This window comes from Chelativorans sp. YIM 93263, assembly GCF_028767125.1.
GTDB lineage: Bacteria > Pseudomonadota > Alphaproteobacteria > Rhizobiales > Rhizobiaceae > Chelativorans.
Window position 1 is genome coordinate 279,376 of the sequence record NZ_JAKCWP010000004.1, and the last position, 19,973, is coordinate 299,348.

The 19,973-nt window shown below is 60.7% G+C and carries 17 protein-coding genes; 11 read left to right on the forward strand and 6 right to left on the reverse strand.

What is annotated here, in order from left to right:
• The first annotated feature begins 14 nt into the window (after nt 1-14).
• Nucleotides 15-1,307, forward strand: a complete 1,293-nt coding sequence (locus tag LY631_RS11050; RefSeq protein ID WP_274425378.1) for a polysaccharide biosynthesis/export family protein — start codon at nt 15-17, stop codon at nt 1,305-1,307.
• Here the strand turns inward: LY631_RS11050 and LY631_RS11055 are convergent.
• Nucleotides 1,259-2,233 carry a GDP-L-fucose synthase family protein gene (locus LY631_RS11055; RefSeq protein WP_274425379.1) on the reverse strand — a complete coding sequence of 325 codons (975 nt, stop codon included), beginning with the start codon at nt 2,231-2,233 and terminating at the stop codon, nt 1,259-1,261. The two genes, LY631_RS11050 and LY631_RS11055, sit on opposite strands and share 49 nt — an antisense overlap.
• A complete protein-coding gene (gene gmd, locus LY631_RS11060) occupies nt 2,214-3,287 on the reverse strand; it encodes a GDP-mannose 4,6-dehydratase (RefSeq protein WP_274425380.1) in 1,074 nt (357 codons plus the stop codon). Before gmd ends, LY631_RS11055 begins: the two co-directional genes overlap by 20 nt.
• Before the next feature lie 334 nt (nt 3,288-3,621).
• Between gmd and LY631_RS11065 the strand changes: the two genes are divergently transcribed.
• Genes LY631_RS11065 through LY631_RS11075 form a run of 3 tightly spaced genes read left to right on the forward strand, consistent with a single transcriptional unit; the run spans nt 3,622 to nt 7,327 of the window.
• On the forward strand, nt 3,622-4,884 hold the full coding sequence (locus LY631_RS11065; protein ID WP_274425382.1) for a glycosyltransferase family 4 protein: 1,263 nt from the start codon (nt 3,622-3,624) through the stop codon (nt 4,882-4,884).
• On the forward strand, nt 4,884-6,137 hold the full coding sequence (locus LY631_RS11070; protein ID WP_274425383.1) for a glycosyltransferase family 4 protein: 1,254 nt from the start codon (nt 4,884-4,886) through the stop codon (nt 6,135-6,137). Before LY631_RS11065 ends, LY631_RS11070 begins: the two co-directional genes overlap by 1 nt.
• Complete coding sequence (locus LY631_RS11075) at nt 6,134-7,327, forward strand: glycosyltransferase (RefSeq protein WP_274425385.1); 1,194 nt, start codon at nt 6,134-6,136, stop codon at nt 7,325-7,327. Before LY631_RS11070 ends, LY631_RS11075 begins: the two co-directional genes overlap by 4 nt.
• Here the strand turns inward: LY631_RS11075 and LY631_RS11080 are convergent.
• The 3 genes from LY631_RS11080 to LY631_RS11090 all read right to left on the reverse strand — a co-directional run bounded on the left by LY631_RS11080 (nt 7,309) and on the right by LY631_RS11090 (nt 9,943).
• Entirely contained in the window at nt 7,309-7,899 is a 591-nt protein-coding gene (locus LY631_RS11080) for a putative colanic acid biosynthesis acetyltransferase (protein ID WP_274425387.1), read from the reverse strand. The genes LY631_RS11075 and LY631_RS11080 overlap by 19 nt on opposite strands.
• 48 nt (nt 7,900-7,947) lie before the next feature.
• The gene (locus LY631_RS11085; RefSeq protein WP_274425389.1) at nt 7,948-8,778 is read right to left on the reverse strand and encodes a glycosyltransferase family 2 protein; all 831 of its coding nucleotides are present in this window, start codon (nt 8,776-8,778) and stop codon (nt 7,948-7,950) included.
• 64 nt (nt 8,779-8,842) lie between these two features.
• The gene (locus LY631_RS11090; RefSeq protein ID WP_274425391.1) at nt 8,843-9,943 is read right to left on the reverse strand and encodes a glycosyltransferase family 4 protein; all 1,101 of its coding nucleotides are present in this window, start codon (nt 9,941-9,943) and stop codon (nt 8,843-8,845) included.
• Nucleotides 9,944-10,404: 461 nt separating this feature from the next.
• Here LY631_RS11090 and LY631_RS11095 point away from each other — a divergent pair, with 461 nt between their 5' ends.
• The 3 genes from LY631_RS11095 to LY631_RS11105 all read left to right on the forward strand — a co-directional run bounded on the left by LY631_RS11095 (nt 10,405) and on the right by LY631_RS11105 (nt 13,371).
• Nucleotides 10,405-10,650: a hypothetical protein gene (locus LY631_RS11095; RefSeq protein ID WP_274425392.1), complete on the forward strand. Its 246-nt coding sequence runs from the start codon at nt 10,405-10,407 to the stop codon at nt 10,648-10,650.
• A gap of 214 nt (nt 10,651-10,864) precedes the next feature.
• The gene (locus tag LY631_RS11100) at nt 10,865-12,364 is read left to right on the forward strand and encodes an oligosaccharide flippase family protein (protein ID WP_274425393.1); all 1,500 of its coding nucleotides are present in this window, start codon (nt 10,865-10,867) and stop codon (nt 12,362-12,364) included.
• A 14-nt stretch (nt 12,365-12,378) separates the two neighbouring features.
• On the forward strand, nt 12,379-13,371 hold the full coding sequence (locus LY631_RS11105; protein WP_274425395.1) for a glycosyltransferase family 2 protein: 993 nt from the start codon (nt 12,379-12,381) through the stop codon (nt 13,369-13,371).
• 15 nt (nt 13,372-13,386) lie between these two features.
• Here the strand turns inward: LY631_RS11105 and LY631_RS11110 are convergent, their stop codons facing one another.
• Entirely contained in the window at nt 13,387-14,637 is a 1,251-nt protein-coding gene (locus LY631_RS11110) for a polysaccharide pyruvyl transferase family protein (RefSeq protein WP_274425397.1), read from the reverse strand.
• 273 nt (nt 14,638-14,910) lie between these two features.
• On the opposite strand from LY631_RS11110, the gene LY631_RS11115 reads away from it, so the two are divergent.
• The 4 genes from LY631_RS11115 to LY631_RS11130 all read left to right on the forward strand — a co-directional run bounded on the left by LY631_RS11115 (nt 14,911) and on the right by LY631_RS11130 (nt 19,965).
• On the forward strand, nt 14,911-16,104 hold the full coding sequence (locus tag LY631_RS11115) for a glycosyltransferase family 4 protein (RefSeq protein ID WP_274425399.1): 1,194 nt from the start codon (nt 14,911-14,913) through the stop codon (nt 16,102-16,104).
• 11 nt (nt 16,105-16,115) lie between these two features.
• Nucleotides 16,116-17,480, forward strand: a complete 1,365-nt coding sequence (locus LY631_RS11120; RefSeq protein WP_274425401.1) for a glutamate-1-semialdehyde 2,1-aminomutase — start codon at nt 16,116-16,118, stop codon at nt 17,478-17,480.
• Complete coding sequence (locus tag LY631_RS11125) at nt 17,477-18,796, forward strand: apiosidase-like domain-containing protein (RefSeq protein ID WP_274425402.1); 1,320 nt, start codon at nt 17,477-17,479, stop codon at nt 18,794-18,796. The genes LY631_RS11120 and LY631_RS11125 overlap by 4 nt, the downstream gene beginning before the upstream one ends.
• Before the next feature lie 113 nt (nt 18,797-18,909).
• On the forward strand, nt 18,910-19,965 hold the full coding sequence (locus LY631_RS11130) for an NAD-dependent epimerase/dehydratase family protein (RefSeq protein ID WP_274425404.1): 1,056 nt from the start codon (nt 18,910-18,912) through the stop codon (nt 19,963-19,965).
• Nucleotides 19,966-19,973: the final 8 nt, after the last annotated feature.

Consider the following 19,973-nt stretch of genomic DNA (forward strand, 5'->3'; position numbering starts at 1 on the left):
CGAAGGGGATAAACATGAAACTGCTCGTCCGTTCACGGCTCTTCAGGAATGCCGCTTCTCTCACCATGGTGGCTGCGCTCGGCGGAATGTTGGTTGTCAGTCCCGCCGCGGCCCAATCTGACGAAGCCTATCGCGTCAGTTCCGGCGACGTCCTGTCTATCGTCGTCTACGGGGAGGCGGCGCTTTCGGGCGATTACCCGGTTGCCCCGGACGGGACGATTGCCTACCCGCTCCTGGGCAACGTCTCCGTAAAGGGGCTTAATCCCATCGAAGTAGGCCGGAAAATCGATAGCGCATTGTCGGAATATGTTCCCGGCGCGACAGTGACGACGTCCGTTGCGGAGTATGCGCCGATTTTCCTTATCGGCGACGTCGAGAATCCCGGCGAATATCAATACCGTCCGGGCATGATCGCCATCGAGTTGGTTGCTTTGGGCGGCGGCGTAAGGCGTGGATCGTCGGCCACCGACAATGCGCAGTTGCAACTGATTTCGGCAAGGCAGGAATACGCTGACCTGGCGCTTCAGATATTTGCGCTCGAGGCGCGCCGCGCCCGCCTTCAGGCTGAGTTCGAAGGCAGGGATTATACCTACACTCCACCCACCGACAGCGAACCCGCGGTGCGGGAGGCAAGGCAGCGCCTGATCGAGGGTGAAAAGACACTCTTCGAGATCCGTCAGGCGACCCTGGCATCGGAAGACGAAGCTCTGGCTGCACAGGAACAGAGCTACCAGGACGAGATCGAGCAACTGACCGAGAGCATCGAACTGCACAGCAACGAGATTGAACTTCTCGGCCAGGACGTCGCCTCGAATCGGGATCTCGCCGAGCGCGGCCTGACAGCCAAATCCAATCTCCGCGAGGTGGAGCGCCGCCTCTCGTCCGCGCGGCGGGATGCCCTTGAACTGCACTCCTATCTGGCACGTGCCCGGCAGAACCAGCTCGCTTTCCGCCAACGCCGGCAGGCGCTTGTCGAGACGCGTCGGAACGAGGCAGCCGCTGAAATCCAGGAAATAGACCTTAATCTCGCGCGCATGCGCAGCAGTCAGCGCTCAGTCCTCGACACCGTGGCCGAAACGGCATTGATTACGAACGGTCCGGAGAAACCGATCGTTTCCTATGAGCTCCTCCGCCGGGCGGAAGGTGACTATCAGGAACTTGATGCCAGCGAGCGGGATTCGATCCTGCCGGGTGATGTGCTGCGCGTCGAACTGACCAATCCGATGCCGTCAGGCGAAGCCGAGACGACGGGATCGCTTCAGGACACGGCCGAAGAGGCGGTCTCCGCTGCCATTCGCCAACGGTAAAGGTCGCGAACACCGTCCTCCAGAGTGATTTTCGCGCGCCAGCCGAGCGCGCCCAGTCGGGATGTATCGAGCAGCTTGCGCGGTGTTCCATCGGGCTTGGAGGAATCGAAAACGAAATCACCATCATACCCGACAATGCTTGCGATGAGACGGGCCAGCCCGGCAATCGAGATTTCCCTTCCGGTGCCGATATTGATCGGCTCGGGACTGCGGTAGTGCTTCATGACGAAGGCACAGGCATCCGCCAGATCGTCCACATGCAGGAACTCGCGCAGTGGCCGGCCGGTGCCCCAGAGCGTAACCGTCTTCCGCCTGGCCGCTTTGGCCTCGTGTATCTTGCGCAGTAGAGCCGGCAGGACGTGGGCAGTCTCGGGATCGAAATTGTCGTTCGGGCCATAAAGGTTGGTCGGCATGGCCGTGATGAAGCGATCGCCGAACTGGCGTGAGTAGGCTTCCGCCAACTTCGAGCCGGCGATCTTGGCGAGGGCATACGCCTCGTTTGTCGACTCCAATGGGCCGGTTAAGAGGGCTTCTTCCGGGATCGGTTGAACCGCTTCCCTGGGGTAGATACAACTGGATCCGAGCCAGAGCAGCTTCTCCACTCCGATCTCGTGCGCTGTTTTCGTCACGTTCAGCGCGATCATAAGGTTATCGTAGAGGAACATAGCCGGATTGCGTGCATTGGCGGCAATCCCGCCGACGCGGGCAGCGGCGTTGAAAATGACCTGCGGCCGATGGCGCTCCATCCAGGCCACGGTCGCGGCCTGGTTTGTAAGGTCCAGTTCACCGTGTGTGGCTGTCAGTATTTCGCATTGCTCCGATGCGAGCCGCCGGACGATGGCCGAGCCGACCATTCCCCTGTGCCCGGTGACCCAGACGCGCTTGCCTGCAAGTGAGAATGTCTCGTTAAGTGCCATAGAAGTCATTGCGGCCCGCCTCTCGCATGATTGTGCTCAGATCGGCTTCCACCATCTCCGCCACAAGCGCGTCGAATGGAATGCTGTGAGACCAGCCCAGCCGCTGCTTGGCTTTAGATGCATCGCCAAGGAGAAAGTCGACCTCGTTCGGCCGGAAATAGCGAGGATCGATCTCGATCAGAGGTTCGCCGGAGCGCGTATCGAGCCCCTTCTCATCGACACCTTCTCCCGTCCACTCGATCGTCCGGTCGACCACAGCAAAAGCCCGCTCCACGAACTCGCGAACCGTATGGGTCTCGCCCGTAGCAAGCACATAATCGTCGGGCTCGTCCTGTTGCAGGATGCGCCACATGCCTTCGACATAATCCCGCGCATGGCCCCAGTCTCTCCGAGCATCGAGATTACCGAGCATCAGCTTCGATTGAAGCCCGCGCTCGATGGCCGCGACTCCGCGTGTGATCTTGCGCGTGACGAAGGTTTCGCCGCGAACAGGACTCTCGTGATTGAAGAGAATGCCGTTGGAGGCATGGAAGCCGTATGCCTCGCGGTAATTCACGGTGATCCAATAGGCGTAGAGCTTGGCCGTGGCATAAGGGCTGCGCGGGACGAAGGGCGTGCTTTCGTTCTGCGCGGTCATGCCGACACCGCCAAACAATTCGGAGGTGGAGGCCTGATAGAACCGGGTTCGCTCCCCCAACTCCAGAATACGCATAGCCTCCAGCAAACGCAGCGTGCCGAGCGCATCGGCATTGGCGGTATATTCCGGCGTGTCGAAACTCACCTGAACGTGGCTCTGCGCCCCGAGATTATAGATTTCGTCGGGCCTGACCTGCTGGATGACGCGGCACAGATTGGTCGCGTCCGTGAGATCGCCATAGTGCAGGTGAAATCGAACCTCTTCCTCATGCGGATCACGATAGAGATGATCGATCCGCCCGGTATTGAACGAGGAAGAACGCCTTTTCAGGCCGTGAACGACGTAGCCCTTGGAAACAAGGACATCGCTTAAATATGCGCCATCCTGGCCCGTAACGCCGATTATAAGAGCTGTTTTTTCCTTCAAGACAACACCTCGGAACACTTTATCCGCCGCCTCTATGCGCCCGGAAAACAAATATTATTCGGTGTCATTGTCGCGTGAGGTTTCTCGGCCGAGAAGTTCTCAAAGCGGACAGTCACCCATAGGTTGAGCGCTTCCACCGAAGGCGTCATCCGGCGGATGTAACGTGCAAATGGCCGAGTACCGCTCGTTCGAAGGGAGAATAGGCGGTGTGTAGCTTCTCCCCGCTACCACCTTTGCCCCCCTTGAGCAGACCGGCGGGCACTGCAAGACTTCTTTGAACCAATTGGCCGTTCCCATGCAGTTCCGGGGGGGCCGGGAACCGGGGCATGTGCCGATGAAGATCGTGCTTGCAAACCGATATTTCCATCCCGATCAATCTGCCACCAGCCGTATGGTATCGAGCCTTGCCTTCGCATTGGCCGAACGTGGGTTCTCCGTGACGGCCCTGGCATGTCGGCATTTTCACGACACGTCCGATATCGTGCTGCCTGCTCGCGAGGCGATCAACGGCGTTTCAGTTCACCGTCTGTGGACCTCAGGTTTCGGTCGCCGCGGGATGATGAACCGGGCGGGCGACTATGCCACGTTTCATCTCTCGGCGATGGCTTGGTTTCTCCTGCATGCGCGGGCGCGCGACCTGTGCGTGGTGTGCACCGATCCGCCGCTGCTGGGCGTAAGCGCGGCAGCGCCGCTGGCAATCCGCGGCGCGAGGCTCGTCAACTGGATCATGGATCTTTTTCCCGAGACGGCGGTCGAGCTTGGAGTTCTGTCGAGGGGCGGCGGACTTGACCGGTTCGCCACCTCGTTGCGGGATGCCGCGCTGAAAAGGTCGGACCTTACGATCTGTCCGATACACTCGATGGCAAATTATCTGGAACAGCGCGGGACGATTCCGCGTAAGCTCGCAACCGTGCATCACTGGTCGGACGAGAAAGAAATTCGGCCGATTCATCCCGAAGACAACCCACTGCGCGAAGAGTGGAAACTCAAGGAGAAATTCATCGTCGGCTATTCGGGTAATTTCGGCAGGGCGCATGAGTTTGCAACGCTGCTCGACACAGCGGAAAAGCTGCGCGGTTATGATGACATACGTTTTCTCTTGATTGGAGACGGGCAGCAGCGCGCTTTTACCGAACTGGAAGTGCAGCGGCGCGGTCTGACGAATGTCCTTTTCAAGCAATACCAGCCGGCTGAGCGCCTGGCACAGAGCCTGAGCGTGGCGGACGTCCACATCGTCTCCCTTCTGCCTGCTCTGGAATACTGTATCGTCCCGAGCAAATTTTATGGCGTCCTGGCGGCCGGCCGGCCGACGATATTCGTCGGTGACCAGCAAGGCGAGGTTGCTTCGGTTTCGCGCCGCGCGCACTGCGGCGAAGCCGTCGCACCGGGCGACAGCACCGCCATGGCAGCAATCATCATGCGTCTTCGGGGCTCGTCCGTGCGCCGCAGCCGAATGGGCGAGAACGCAAGGCAGCTTCTGGAAAGTGAATATATGCTGCGCCACGGCGTCGATCGTTGGCAGGCGGCGGTTTCGCATTTGCTCCCAAAGGTGGCTCTCGCCTCTCTCTCGCCACTGCCGGGCAAAGCGGCGCTTTGATGGACACGGTCGTCGTCAGCCAGCTTGGTGCCAGGATGCATTATGCCGTCCCGCGCATACTCCACGAGGCCGGCAGGCTCGAGCAGCTTTATACGGACATTTGCGCAGCTAAGGGATGGCCGCGTGTCATCGCTGCCGTGCCGGATCGTCTGCTGCCTGCGTCTCTCCGGCGGCTCACCGGCCGCATCCCGAACGGTGTGTCGGAAGAAAAGATCATGTGTTTCCCCGCCGTCGGGCTGTCCGCGAATCTGCGCAGAACAATCAAGCCGACACAGGCGCAGGATACGAAGGTGGCCTTGGCGGCAGGACGGTCTTTTTCCAAACACGTGGTGCGGCGCGGGTTTGGAAAAGCCGAAGGCTTCTATGGCATCAGCGGTGAATGCCTGGAGCAGTTGCAGGCCGCCCGTCGGCAGGGGCTGTGGACGGCAGTAGAGCAGATCATTGCGCCACGCGCGGTCGTCGACCGCCTGATCGGGGCGGAAGTGGTGCGCCATCCCGAGTGGCAGGCGGCCGATGAGGCGGACCCGTTTGCCGGGGCGTTCGCCGTGCGGGAAAAGGCTGAATGGGAGGCTGCGGACATGGTGATCTGCCCCTCCGAGTTCGTACGGCAGGGCGTCACGGAAGTCGGCGGTCCCGTGGAGCGTTGCTTCGTGGTGCCCTATGGGATCGACGCCCGCTTCCAGCAGCCTTCCCGCTCGAGGCGCCGTTCCGGGCCGTTGCGCGTTCTGACGGTCGGGGCGGTGGGATTGCGCAAGGGCTCTCCTTATGTGCTACAGGCGGCGCGTCGTTTCGGAAAAAATGCCCAATTCCGGATGGTCGGGCCGGCCACACTGCCGGACGCAGTTAGGCAAAAGCTGCATCAGTCGCTGGAGTTGGTCGGACCGACTCCGCGCTCGGAAATGATGCACCACTACGAATGGGCGGATGTCTTCTTGCTGCCCTCCATCTGCGAAGGATCGGCGACCGTCACCTATGAAGCGCTTTCGGCCGGGCTGCCCGTCATCACCACGCCGAATGCGGGAAGCGTCGTGCGTGATGACGTTGATGGCTTCATCTGTCCGGCAGGCGACGTGGATGCCATCTGCGGGCGGCTGGAGCAATTGGCGCGTGACCGGGATCGGCTGGAGCAGATGGCCAGCGAAGCTCGAGTTGGCGCAACCGACCATGATATGGCAGCCTACGGTCGGCGGCTCATGGCTGCTCTTGACCGGCTCTCAACCGCTACAGCCGGTACCGCCGCAGCGGTCGGATGATGAGCTCAGATTCCACCATCCGTTCGCTCAAGAGCGGCGAGGCAACCTCACTTCGGGTCGGAATGCTCGTGGGTACCGTGTCCACGGCAGGCGGTGGCGTCAGCGAGGCTGTACGCTCACTCTCGCTGGCGATACGCCGCATTCCGGGTGTATCCGTCGAGATATTCAGCCTTGAGGACAGTCGTTCCGACGGCGGGGATTTCGACGATCTTCCCGTCCATCGTGTTCCGATAAGAGGCCCCGCCGCGTTTGGATACGCGCCGGAGCTCGTGCCTGTCCTGCTTTCGCGCGACCTGGATATTCTGCATGTTCACGGCCTCTGGATGTATCTCTCCGTCGCAGCGCGGAGATGGGCGCGCGCGACGGGAAAAACCTACGTCGTAAGCCCACACGGAATGCTCGACCCCTGGGCGCTCGAAAACAGCGCGTCCAAGAAGCGGTTCGCGCGCCTGCTTTATGAAGATGCCCATCTCCGAGGCGCGGCCTGCCTCCATGCCCTAAGCGCTGCGGAGGAAGAGGCCATCGTCGCAGCCGGGATCAGCACACCCGTGACCATATTGCCCAATGGGGTGGACCTGCCGTCCGTTCCGGTCGGTAAGCCTCCATGGCGCACGTCCATGCCGCCCGGCAGCAGGGTTCTTCTTTTCCTCGGCCGTGTAACCCCGAAAAAGCGGGTTCTCGAACTGATCCAGGCCTTTGATACGGCGGGTGCGGCAGATCGAAACTGGCATCTGGTGATCGTCGGACCTGTCGAGGCAGCTTATCAAAAGCAGCTCGACGCTGCCCTCGAGGCGGCTGTTTGCAGCGAGCGCATTCATCTCGTCGGCCCGGCTTACGGTGACGAGCGCGGGCGTGTATATGCGGCGGCGGAGGCCTTTATCCTGCCATCCCTGAGCGAAGGTCTGCCCATGGCGGCCCTTGAAGCATTCGCCTTCGGTTTGCCGGCGCTCCTGTCGCCGCAATGCAATCTGCCGGAGAGTTTTTCAGCCGGTGCCGCAATGGAGACCGGAACTGATCAGGAAACGATCGCTGAGAGCTTGCTGCACTTTTTCTCGATGAGAATTGACCATCGGCTCCTGATGAGCCAGAGGGCCCGCCGGCTCGTGGCGGAAAAATTCGATTGGAACAGGATCGGTTTCGAGATGGTCGCGCTATACAGACGGCTCGTCCGTCAACCGGATGAGCTGTAGGCGCGGCGGCGTAACGCGCGGGCGGGATTCCCGGCGTAAACCGTCCACACGTCGAGATCGCGGAAGGTAACACCGCGGGCGCCCAGAACGGCGCCACGACCGACCGTTACACCCGGCCCGACAAAGGCTTCTGCAGCGACCCAGGCGTCCCGGCTGATCCGGATCGGCCGCACGGTCAATGGAAACTCCGGATCATCGATGTCGTGCCCCGCCGAGCAAAGATGCGCCCGCTGAGAAACGATAGCGAAGTCCTCGATCGTCACAGGAGCCACATTATAGCAGATCGCGCCGGGACCGAGGGATGCATGGGCTCCCATGCGAAGATTGCCCGGCCACCAGATGCGTGCGCTGCCTCGCACGATCGCGGTCGGATGGATATCGGCCCCGAACAGGACCAGAAGTCTGCGCCGGAACGGGTGGAAAGGCGCGGGCGTCCACGCTGCCAGAGCGGCCCATGTCACGGTCCACAGAAGGCGCAGCGCGCGGTCCTTCCAGGCGAACGTCGGGCCGCCCAATCGCGGCACAGGCGCTGAGGCGACCCGTGAAGCCGGTTTTGCGTAGCGTGACAGCATCGCGGGTCTCCTACTGCCTGAAAACGCGGCGAGACGGGCGATACACGCTCATACCTGAAGCCCGCGGTCGCGTCTTTGCAGCTCGGCAGTCTTCACGATGATCATGAACTCGTAACCGGAAATGAGCCGGCAGTAGACATATCCCGGCCAGCCATCAAGGAAGCCGCCGCGAAGGACATACATGTAGAGGAAGCGCAAGGTTGGCCTGAAAGGCAGCTTGTAGGACAGGCTTTTCAGGCCGCGCCGCCGGGCGTCAGCTCGGGGACTGAAGAGATCCGCCCAGTCAACCTTTTGCTTCGCCCGGTTTGCTGCCAAATCCGCCTCAACGCTGGAGTACCGATTGTGCTTCTCGTACCAGGCCGCGATGCCCTTGTTGAAGCTGTAGTGAATGAAGTGGTTCTTCAACTGCCCCGTTGGGCCGTCCGCGACGCAGACGGAGTGTACCTGCCGCTCGAACCGCACACGGTCGGGGCGGACCATGCGCGTGATCCAGGTCGGGTAGAGGCTGCTGTGGCGAATCCATTTACCCAGAAACATGTTCTTGTAGCGGGCCTTGAACATCGCCTCCGGACATTCCGGGTCTGCCGCAATGGCGAGCATTTCATCCCGCAGTTCCGGGGGTGTGACCTCATCGGCATCCGGCGTGTAGACCCAGGGGTGCTTGAACTTGATCTTGGTCAGCCCGAACATGCGCTGCCGGTCCTCGGTGTCGTATTTGCGCTTGATCACGCGCACGCCGGCCGCCTTGGCGATTTCCACCGTGCGGTCGGTGCTGAAGGAATCGAGCACGACGATATCGTCGCTCCACGCCAGCGATTCCAGGCAGGCGGGAAGGTTGGCCTCTTCGTTCCATGTCATGATGAGGACTGAAACACCCATCTTCGCTACGTCCTAGGATGAACAATATCGCCCGCCGACCGGAGCGGAAATCCGTCCCGCCTTTTCATGGCCAGTTCGACCGGGGCGGGACCGGTTGAACAGCAGCGGCGGCATCGGCCATCCAGCGCACCCGGCGAGGACGGCTGCTCAGCACGAGAACCGTTGCCGAGTGCGTCAGCATGGGGACGAGAAGGCCCGCCGCCATCGCAATGTCGGACATATGGAGGACGACACCGAGATAGCCGATGGCGCCGCACAGCGCGCTTGCCGCCGCGATCAATGCGGTCGTTCTGGCCGGTGAAACGCCTGAATCGATCAGGAGATGGTGGAGGTGCCAGCGATCTGGCGAAAGCGGGTTTCGCCGGTTTGCCACACGCCGCGCGATCAGGCTCAAAGTGTCCATGATGGGAACGATGACGATCCAGAGGAGAATCGGGAAAGCCGGAGAGTTCAAGCCGCTGGACAGGCCGATAATGAAGAAGGCCAGTGCTGCACCGAGCATCAGGCTTCCGCCATCGCCGAGAAACACGCTTGCCTTCGGCTGCCAGGGGTGGCGCAGGTTGAAAACCAGAAAGCCAAGCACAGCCGCCAGGAGGATCAGCGAATGCATGGCAATCCGCGCGTCCCCGATATGTACGGCAACAAGCGCGAGCCAGAACAACGCGCCAGCGACGCTGACGCCCGCCAGGCCGTCGACGCCGTCCATCATATTGGTGGCGTTGATCGTCCCAACCAGGAAGAAGATGCAAAGCGCGGCGCTTGCGGTGGCGGAAAGCGCGAAGGGCATCAGACCGCCGAACTGCCCCAGATTCAGCGGGGCGGGCAGAGCGGAGATCAGGAGAGCGGCAGCAAGGGCCTGTATTGCCAGCCGTGGCGCAGGCGGCAGCCGCCAGCGGTCATCTATAACTCCCAGCAGAACCAACATGCCGAGGCCCATTTGCCACGGCCACGGGAACTGTAGATAGCGTTCCAGTCCGATGCTGCTGGCCATGAACGCCGCGAACACCGCCACGCCGCCGCAAAGTGGCACCGTTCCCTCATGCATTTTCCGCGCGTCTGGAATGTCGACCAGATTGAAGGCCGGCGCAAAACGCCTGATGCCGGCGACCAGTACGAGGGACAGGAGAAAGGCGTTGAGCGTGTGTGCGTATATGCCAGACAACATGTACTCCCACCTCTGTCCACGGGTCTGCTTGAAACGCGAAACCTGGACCAGTTTAGGAGGACACGCCGACCCAGTAGACTTGGAGAAAGAGCGAAGCGCCTTCCCCATGCGGATGAAGGGACTACTTCCAAGTTTGCGGATCCGGGTGCTTACGGCTGATGGCAACCTTCACACGGAGGGCAAAATCGCACCCGTTCCGGCTGAAAGCGACCGTTCGAAGTGCGTAGTCCGGTCACTTTATGCTGCGGATCCTTCATTAATGGCGGATTTGAGGTTTTGCCGGACTCATGGGAGCATAGAGGCAGAGGAGGCATCTGTGGCGGGTCTAGGCTGCGGCCGGTGGGTAGGCCCCGATCACGTTTTTCAGCAAAGTTTCAGGCAACATTCTGGATGCACTCACGACGAGCGCATCGGCATCGGGCGAACGGGCGGAAGCACCGCATTGGCGGTGGAGGCCACAAATGGAAGCGAAACTACTGCATGCGCAGTCCCGGGCCATAGCTCTTGCGGCTCTCTACGTCCTCGAGTCTCTCCTATTGGAACTCGAAGCCAGGGGAATCCTGAAAGAACATGATATGCAGGGACTGCTGAATGACGCTGCCAAGACACTCAAGGCGGTAAGCATGGAGATCGACGCAGGCGACCGCTCGGTTGCCGGCGAAATCATCGAAACGATCCGCATGCAACATGAAAGAGTAAGCGGCTGACGCATTCAGCCCGCACGGCATAGCTTACCCATTCGGTGGGTGCGGCTAAATCCAATGGCGGCATTTCGGGCGCAGGGGATCAGCCTATGCTGGTTGTCATGCGTTCACTTGCCTTCACACGAAGACCTTGCCTGACGGAGCGCGGGCCATCCGGTTCGCGCTCTCGGACTCTGTTATGCATCCCACGGACCGCGAGAAGAGGGCGGGTAGGGAAATGAGCCGCGTTCGCCGTGCCTTCTTGATGGCTTCACTGGAGCAGTATCTGACACTGGCCATCAACTTCCTGATGGTGGCAGTGCTTTCGCGCATGCTTTCTCCCGCCGCGATCGGTGTCGCAGTGCTTGGCATGGGCATCAGCGTCATCATCTTTTCCTTGCGGGAATTCGTGACCCCGGAATTCCTGATCCAGCGTACACGGGTGGAAAGAGAGGATGTGAGGACGGCGCTGACGATCCTCCTCGGAGTCCACATCGTTTTGGCTACGCTCCTGTTCGTCCTCTCACCGGTCGTCGCCCGCTACTACGGCGAACTTGGGCTGAGACACTTCCTGCCCGTGATGATCGCCGCCGCCTCAGTCGAAATGACGAGCTTCCCGGCGGTCGCGCTTCTGCGGCGGGATATGAATTTCGGAGCGATCGCCAGAATCCGCGCAATCAGCCTGACCGTCATGGCGCTGACGACAATCGGGCTGGCGGCGTTCGGTTTCAGCTTCATGAGCTATGCGTGGGGAACACTGGCGGCGAGTAGCACGACGGCATGTCTCGCCTTGATTGCCCGCCGCGACGCCTACGACATGCGCCCGTCGCTTGCATCCTGGCGCATGGTCTATGAATTCGGCCGTTTCCGTGGGGCCGCAAGTTTCGTCGATCGCGCCCATGACATGCTGCCGCAGGTGGTGCTCGGCCGGTTCATGCCGGCCGCCGCGGTAGGAATTTATAATCGGACGAACGCCGTCTGCGCCATTCCCGACCGGGTTTTCCTGGGCGCGATCTTCGCGATGGCCTTCCCCGCGCTTGCGGCGGAAGTGCGCGAAGGGCGGCTGGTTCAAGGGCATTATCTGCGGGCCATCGGATATATCACCGCGCTCTACTGGCCTGCCCTGATCCTGCTGGCGATCCTCGCGCATCCGGTGGTGAATTTTATCCTGGGGCATTCATGGGCGGAGGCCGTTCCGCTGGTCCGCATCATGGCGTTGGCGAGCCTGTTCTTCTTTCCGGTGATACTGACACACCCCATTCTCATGGCGCTCGGGCTTAATCGGGAGGCCTTCTATTCGACGGCAGTGTCACGCGCGCTGTCCGTCGTCATCTTGTGCGCAGCCAGCCCAATGGGATTGACGGCGATGGCGGCAAGCCAGTTTCTGGCAATACCGCTTCAGATGTTCGTCTCGTTCAAGTACGTAAAGAAGCACGTGGATTTTCGCTGGAGCGAACTTTTCCATGTGCTCTGGATGAGCGCTGTACCGACCGCGGGTGCGACGGCCGCGGCACTTGCCGTAGTCGGTCTGTCGGGCTTCCGGTTCGATCTCAGCTTTGCGGAAGCGTGTCTGGCGGGCGTCGCTGCCGGTATGGGATGGCTCGCCGGGGCAGTGCTGGTCAGGCACCCCGTTTTGGACGAGATCCGCCGTGTCTTGCCTGTTCCCGCCCGCTGGAGGCTGTCCCGCGAAGTCTCGGCAGGTGGAACTGTGCAGCTTTCCAATACGGATGCCGGTTGAAACGGGGGAGGCCAATGCCGGGCGTGGATGTTCTCGTTCCCAGCTATAATTATGGTCGTTACCTTCGCGACTGCGTGAAAAGCGTACTGGCTCAGGATGGTCCGGAACTGCGTCTCCTCATTGTCGATAACGCTTCCACTGATGACAGTCAGGAGGTTGCCCGCGCACTTGCCGCCGGTGACAGCCGTGTCGAGCTCTGCTTTCGCGAGCGCAATCTCGGCCCGCATGCTTCTTTCAACTCCGGCGTAGATTGGGCGCGCGCAGACTATTTTCTTATCCTCTGCGCCGACGATCTATTGGCGCCGGGAGCATTGAAGAAAGCCGTCGAGATCATGGAGCGGCACAATGAGGTGAATCTGGTCTACGGCCGCACCGAGTTCGTACCTCCGGATTTCTCCTCTCCGACTGGATTTTCCGGCCAGTCGAACGACTACGAGATCCTGTCCGGTCCGGCATTTCTCAAGCAGTTTTGCGGGACGGGGCGCAGTCCCGTGGGAGGGCCGACGACACTGGTGAGGACACGAGCGCAGAAGAAAGCAGGCCATTATACCCCGGCGCTTGCGCACACCGACGATGTTGAAATGTGGATGCGCTTCGGTCTTTTGGGGGCGGTTGCCAGAACGGAGAGCGTGCAGGTGCTGGCCCGCATACACGAAAGCAACCAGTCCGCGGTGGTCTCAAGCGTTCACCACTGGAACGTGGAGATGGAGCGAACCTTCGAAGTCTTTTTCAACGGTGCCGGAGCATCTCTGCATGACCGGTATCGGCTGCACCGCTGCGCACTGCACAGCCTTGCGAGCCGCGCCTACTGGTGCGCCGTTTCCCACTTTGTGCGGAGGGAGCCTGGTGTGGCGGACCTCTTTCGATTTGTCCTTCGCGTTCGGCCGTCGCTCGCGGTTCTTCCACCTCTCCGCGGGCTGGCGACCCGCGACGATGCGCTCGCACGCATACGGGCAACGTTGAAAAGTGCGCTCAGGCTTTCACCCCGCCGGGCGGCTTCCTCATAATCGGTGTGAGCAAAGCTATATCGACAGCGCTGACAAATCTTTTGGCTTTCCCTCACCTGCAGTATTCTCTGTGGCGGCGTCGAGCATCGCGTCCATCAGAAGGGAATCCTGCTCCGCCAGCGCTGAAGTGTAACGCGTCACCCCGTTTGCGATTTGTTCCTTGATTTCGCTGCGATTGGCAAGCGCCCGGATGAACTGGCGCTTGAGGATCTCGAGATCGAAATGTTCGACGTGCTGTGAGAAGCCATGGAGCCCGATATCCGAAAGGAGCGCTTCATTCTTGCTGGCGTAGCTGAGGGATACGACCGGCTTGTGGAGTTTCAGTGCTCCGACAACGTTGTGAAAACGCGATCCCACGACGATATCCATCATGCTGATCTGCCGCATCAGCTCGCCCAGTGACTGGGTGGGTTCGAAAACGACAAGAGACCTCACACGGTCCGGAATGGCGATCGAAAGCCGACGATAAACCTCCTTAACTGCCGATTCATCGCCTTTATCCCCTGTCAGCAGGCGGATTTCATAGTCTTGCTCCAGAAGCCATCGGGCGAAGGCAGTCAGCTTTCCAAGATAGTTGCAGTGGACGGCGTGCCCCTGACTGCCACGTACCCACCCCGAGTAGTTCATGACGCCCAGCCCCACCGCGATTTTTCGCGGCCCGGGCTGATAAGTGGCCGCCGGGTTCGGCAGCTTGAAGGCGAGATCGGGGAAAACCGGATCGTTCTCGACGTCACATCCGATACGCTGCATGAATTGCTTCGAGAGGGTGTCGCGATAGGACCGGTAATGACACATTCGTGCGGACTGCTTCATGAACCAGCGGCTAACCGGATGAGTGATGGGCCCGGCTCCGATGCTAACGAAAGCGAGCTTGGCACCGGACAGTCTCGCAGCCAGAGACCACCGGAAAATCATGAATGGCCATCCGAATGGTCTCTCCTGATAGTCGTCCAGGAAGCCGGTTCCCGGCACGATCAGCGCGTCGACTCCGCGCATCTGCCGGAAAGAGTGCGCGAGCGTGAGAGCGCGACGGAGAGAACCGGCGCTCAGGCGGTCTAGCCGCCTTGTAAACGCGCCCTTGAGCCCCGGGTGGCCGGTGCCTGCGGCTTCTATAGCGTAATCCGAGGCTACCTTTTGCGGATTGGGGCAAAAGCAGATGAGCTCGGCCTGGGGACAGGCTTTGCGCAGGTAAAGGATCATGGCCTCGAGGCTGGCGTCATTTCCGGAGTTGCCGCCACCGAATTGGCCGAAAAGTCCTACTTTCATGAAAACGGCCTCTCTGGCCAGAGAGCCCCACCACCCGATTAGAGGAATCATCTTTTCCGTATTCGGCGGACTTGGGGAACATGGCCATTAGTCGTGCCGGGTGAATTGGTCGTCGCCTTTTGTCGAACCGAAACGAACAAGGAGATCAACCATCGTTCAAACGGCGTACGGGAATACCAATCATGCCGGGTTTTCCGCCCCCACCCCGCTCGGTTTAGCATTACTCCTCGGAAGGCTGTCCGCCCGCATCGAAACCGCCTGGATGGATCGATTGTGAAGTTCGCCTATTTCGTGCGCCCGCATCTCGGTGGCACATACACGCTTTTCCAACAGCTGCGTGCCGGGCTCATGACGCGCGGCGTCGATTTGCAGTGGGTCGGCCTCGGGTATGATAAAGCGGATGGGGGCTTGCGCGGGAGCAGCCATTCCGCTTCCGGCTTCTTCGTCACGCCTGCCCGGTCCGACGCCGAGCAGGCCGCCGCATTGATCGAGGCGCTGGAAGAGAACAATTTCGACGGCGTGTTCATCAATGTTCTTGCCGATCAGCTTCAGATGAATATCGCGCGCTATCTGCCGCCTTCGATGCTGCGGGTAATGGTCGTTCACAACATCACGCCGGGGACGTATGCTGCGGCACATTCTATCCGCGACAATGTCCATGCGACGGTCGGCGTTTCGGATCGCTGCCGCAACGACCTCATCCGCAACTACAAATTTGCGCCGGCATGGACCGTGACGATCCCGAACGCGATCGACGTGGCAGCCTACGCCGGCTTCGCGCGAACGCCCCGGTCCGCCTCTCTGCGCGTCCTGTTTCTCGGGCGAGTAGAGGATGTGTCCAAGGGTGTTTTCTGGCTGCCGAAGATCATCGACCAACTTCCGCCGTCGGTTTCTCTCACGGTGGCCGGGGACGGACCGGATTTGAACAAGCTGAAGAAGCGGCTCGCCCGCCATTCCGGGCGTGTGACGCTTCTCGGCGGAGTACCGCCGGAGAAAATCCCGAGCATCCTGTCGAAACACGATGTGCTAATCATGCCATCACGGTTCGAGGGATTTGGTTTTACGATCGTCGAGGCGATGGCGGCGGGCTGCGTTCCTGTTGTCTCGCGTATTCATGGCGTGACCGATATGATCGTGAAGCACGAGGTTTCGGGCCTGCTCTTCCCGGTGGGCGACTGGCGCCAGGCGGCGCACGAGATAAAGAAGCTGGAAAGCAGGCCGCTGCTGCTGGCCGAAATCTCCCGCAACGCGCAGCAAGCAGCGGCACAAGGCTTCGGACTGGAGACCATGTCGGGAGCCTATTTTGCGCTGATCGAGAAGCTCCGTCGGAACAGTCCCCCGACGGCACCGCCGCTCCCGATCGAAGCGTGGTCACTCCCCGGCGGGCTTCAGCCGGGGCTGAGGACTGCAATCCCAAAACCCATGAAAAATTGGCTGCGCGTCGTGCGCGAACGGCTGAGCTCGTAGAGGAAACGGGAATGCGTGGGCAAATCGAAACATTCGTTGAATCGGACCGCCTGCGCCAACGCGCGCATGCGCTCATTCCCGGTGGTTGTCACACCTATGCGAAGGGTGACGATCAGTATCCCGTCCTCTCACCGGGCATTATCGCTCGGGGCCTTGGCTCGCATGTCTGGGATATCGACGGCAACGAGTACATCGAGTACGGCATGGGAAACCGCGCTGTCGGGCTGGGACATGCTTATCCGGAAGTACTGAAGGCCGCGCGCGCGGCTTTGGCGCTCGGTTGCAACTTCACACGGCCCCACAGGATCGAGCTGGAATGTGCGGAGCGTTTCCTCGATCTCGTCTCTGGCGCGGAAATGGTCAAGTTCTGCAAGGACGGCTCCGACGCGACCTCCGCCGCCGTGCGGCTTGCCCGCGCCTATACCGGGCGCGACATGATCGCCTGCTGCGCGGATCACCCATTCTTCTCGACCGACGACTGGTTCATCGGCACGACGCCGGTGAATTCGGGCGTTCCGGCGCAGACCAGGGAACTGACTGTCACGTTCCGCTACGGCGTACTCCAGAGCGCGCGTGAACTTTTCGACACTCATCCTGGTAGGATCGCCGCGTTCATCCTAGAGCCGTCGCGTGGCGATGATCCCCCGGCCGGCTATTTGCAGGCACTCCAGCGACTTTGCCATGAAAACGGTGCGCTCCTCATCCTCGATGAGATGATCACCGGGTTTCGCTGGCACAAGGCGGGCGCGCAGGCGGTCTACGGCGTGGTTCCCGACCTCTCCTGCTTTGGCAAGGCGCTTGGCAACGGTTTTGCACTGTCCGCGCTCGCCGGAAAGCGCGAGATCATGCGGCTCGGTGGCCTGGATCAAAGCGACCGCCCAAGGGTGTTCCTGCTGTCCACCACGCATGGCGCGGAAACACATGCACTCGCCGCCGGCATTGCGACTATGGAAGTTTACGCGCGTGAACCTGTCATTGAGCACCTATACCGGCAGGGCCGAAAGCTGCGCGAGGGGATTACGGATTCGGCGCAGCGCCATCGTGTTCGGGATTTCTTCAGGGTCGTTGGAAGGGATTGCTGCCTAGCCTACGCGACATCGGATCGGGACGGCCAACCTTCCCAGGCTTTTCGAACGCTCTTCCTTCAGGAAATCATCAGGCGTGGAATTCTTGCCCCGTCCCTGGTCGTGAGCTACACACATGGCGATGCCGAAATCGAGCAGACGATAGAGGCGGTGGACGCAGCACTTGCCGTATATGCTCGTGCTCTCGAAACCGGTGTCGAAAACTATCTGGTAGGCCGGCCTTCAGAGATCGTCTATCGTCGCTTTAACCGGCCCGTCGCGCCCCCTCCAGTGCGGACAGCGGCAGAATGAGACGGCAGCTTGGTGCGGCCTGCGTGCTCGTGATGATGCTGGCCCCGTTTGCGGCGGCTGGTGAATTCGAGGAGCCGGCATTCCCGCTGGTGATCTCCGACAACAAGCGCTTGCTGGAAGATGCCGAGGGCAGGCCGTTTCTCATCCACGGCGATACGGCATGGTCGCTCATCGCTGAACTCACGCGCGAGGAGACGCTTCGATACCTGTCGGACCGTAAAAAGCGCGGGTTCAATGCGCTGGTCGTTTCCCTCATAGAGCGGAAATATGCCACCAACGCCCCCGCCAACGCGTATGGCCAGCCGCCTTTTGTGCTACCAGGACGGTTCTCCCGCCCGAACGATGCCTATTTCGACCATGCTGAATGGGTGGTGCGCCAAGCCGGCGAGATGGGGTTCTTGGTGCTCTTGGCGCCGGCTTATCTCGGTTTCAATGGCGGTGAGGAGGGCTGGTATCGAGAAATGGAGGCGGCGGGCACCGATGAACTGGCCGCCTATGGCCGCTATGTCGGCGAACGCTTTGGCCGATTCAAAAACATCCTCTGGCTGTACGGGGGGGATTACGATGCTGCCGATCGGGATCTGGTACGCGCAGTCGTGGAAGGGATCGCCTCCACCGGTGCCAAGGGGTTGAACACCGTTCATTCAGCGCCCGATACGATCACCATCGATTATTGGCCGGCGGAAACGTGGCTAGATCTCGACACGGTCTATACCTATGCCGACGTGCACAAGCAGGTACTCGAGCGTTATCGGCGCGGCGACGGGAAGCCGATCCTCATGCTTGAGAGCACCTATGAGGGCGAACACGGAGCCGATGCGCTGTCGATGAGGGGCATCGCCTACGGCGCGATGCTTGCCGGGGCGGCAGGCCATATCTTTGGCAACAACCCAATCTGGCATTTCAGCGGGCCGGGCATCTATCCCGTCGATGTCACGTGGCAGGAGGCACTTTCGAGCGCGGGCGCGCAGAGCATGACGCAAATGAGGACCCTCTTTGAGGGCCTCTTCTGGTGGGCGCTGGAGCCGGTAACAGACCGATCCATATTTCAGACCATCGGGGCGGAAGAGGGCGTCTATGCCGCGGCGAATGAAGACGGATCTCTGGCCGTTGCCTATCTGCCCGATGGGGCGGCCAGCCTCCTGGTAAGCGGAAACCTTAAGCGGGACCGGGATGCACAGTGGTTTGATCCCGCAACAGGCACATTTTTCGCGGCGACTGAAAGCGGTTCCGAAAGCCTCTATGAGCCGCCGTCACCACGAAACGGGGCAGGGGATCCCGATTGGGTGCTAATCCTCAGAGCTCCGCGCGAATAGCCGAAAGGCGTAGGCAACGCCTCCACTCGGCGGATCGCTTAGCCCATCGGCGTCCTCGCGGAAAACACTTGCCGTTGCTAGCCTGAATTCATCTCACGCGGGGAGCGAATATCATGAAAGTCATGGTAACCGGGCACCGGGGCTATATCGGTTCCGTTATGGTGCCAATGCTGCTCAAAGCCGGTCACGATGTGACAGGCTTCGACAGTGATCTCTATTCGCGCTGCAGCTATGAGCCCGGCGGGCCACTGGCCGGTATTCCGTCTGTTACAAAGGATATTCGCGATGTCCGAGTGGCGGATCTGAAAGGCTTCGACGCGGTCATTCATCTGGCAGCCCTGTCCAACGATCCGCTCGGCAATCTCAACGAGGAAATCACCTACGAGATCAATCATCGCGGCAGCGTTCAGCTCGCCTGGACCGCCAAACAGGCGGGCGTAGGCCGTTTCCTCTTTGCGTCCTCATGCAGCAATTACGGGATTTCGGGGGAAACGATCATTGATGAAGGCGGCGCGTTGCAGCCTGTTACCGCCTATGGATGGTCCAAGGTCCTGTCGGAGCGTGATATTGCGGAGCTCGCGGATGATGATTTCTGCCCGGTCTACTTCCGGCCGGCCACCGCCTACGGCCTTTCCCCGCGGATACGCTTCGACATCGTTCTCAACAATCTGGTTGCCTGGGCGGTGACCGAAGGACTCATTTACTTGAAATCCGACGGTACCCCCTGGCGCCCCATCGCCCATGTGGAGGATATCTCGCGCGCATTCCTGGCCGGGCTGGAAGCTCCCACGGAAAAGGTCTGGAACGAAGCCTTCAACTTAGGCTCGACCGAGCACAACTATCGAATTCGCGAGATCGCCGAGATCGTGGCTTCCGTCGTGCCGGACTGCAGGCTGGAGTTCGCTGACGATGCCGGACCGGACACGCGCTCCTATCGTGTGAGCTTCGAAAAACTCGCGCGTGTCCTGCCCGAGGCCAAACCGAAATGGGACGCAAGAGCCGGCGCCGAGCAGCTGTACAAGGCGTACAAGAGCTCCAACCTGAAGATGGAGGAGTTCGAGGGAGCGCGCTATCAGCGCATCGCCCATATCCGGCAACTGATCGCCGAGGGCATCCTCACGGACGAGATGCGCCATTCCAGGAAACGTCACCTTCCACTTGCCGGGTGAAGAGCGCA

Coding starts and splice junctions, on each gene's coding strand:
- LY631_RS11110 (WP_274425397.1), bottom strand. CDS start 14,637: ATGAAAGTAGGACTTTTCGGCCAATTCGGTGGCGGCAACTCCGGAAAT.
- LY631_RS11130 (WP_274425404.1), top strand. CDS start 18,910: ATGAAAGTCATGGTAACCGGGCACCGGGGCTATATCGGTTCCGTTATG.
- LY631_RS11075 (WP_274425385.1), top strand. CDS start 6,134: ATGATGAGCTCAGATTCCACCATCCGTTCGCTCAAGAGCGGCGAGGCA.
- LY631_RS11080 (WP_274425387.1), bottom strand. CDS start 7,899: ATGCTGTCACGCTACGCAAAACCGGCTTCACGGGTCGCCTCAGCGCCT.
- LY631_RS11100 (WP_274425393.1), top strand. CDS start 10,865: ATGAGCCGCGTTCGCCGTGCCTTCTTGATGGCTTCACTGGAGCAGTAT.
- LY631_RS11120 (WP_274425401.1), top strand. CDS start 16,116: ATGCGTGGGCAAATCGAAACATTCGTTGAATCGGACCGCCTGCGCCAA.
- LY631_RS11090 (WP_274425391.1), bottom strand. CDS start 9,943: ATGTTGTCTGGCATATACGCACACACGCTCAACGCCTTTCTCCTGTCC.
- LY631_RS11055 (WP_274425379.1), bottom strand. CDS start 2,233: ATGACTTCTATGGCACTTAACGAGACATTCTCACTTGCAGGCAAGCGC.
- LY631_RS11125 (WP_274425402.1), top strand. CDS start 17,477: ATGAGACGGCAGCTTGGTGCGGCCTGCGTGCTCGTGATGATGCTGGCC.
- LY631_RS11095 (WP_274425392.1), top strand. CDS start 10,405: ATGGAAGCGAAACTACTGCATGCGCAGTCCCGGGCCATAGCTCTTGCG.
- LY631_RS11070 (WP_274425383.1), top strand. CDS start 4,884: ATGGACACGGTCGTCGTCAGCCAGCTTGGTGCCAGGATGCATTATGCC.
- LY631_RS11050 (WP_274425378.1), top strand. CDS start 15: ATGAAACTGCTCGTCCGTTCACGGCTCTTCAGGAATGCCGCTTCTCTC.
- LY631_RS11065 (WP_274425382.1), top strand. CDS start 3,622: ATGAAGATCGTGCTTGCAAACCGATATTTCCATCCCGATCAATCTGCC.
- LY631_RS11105 (WP_274425395.1), top strand. CDS start 12,379: ATGCCGGGCGTGGATGTTCTCGTTCCCAGCTATAATTATGGTCGTTAC.
- LY631_RS11085 (WP_274425389.1), bottom strand. CDS start 8,778: ATGGGTGTTTCAGTCCTCATCATGACATGGAACGAAGAGGCCAACCTT.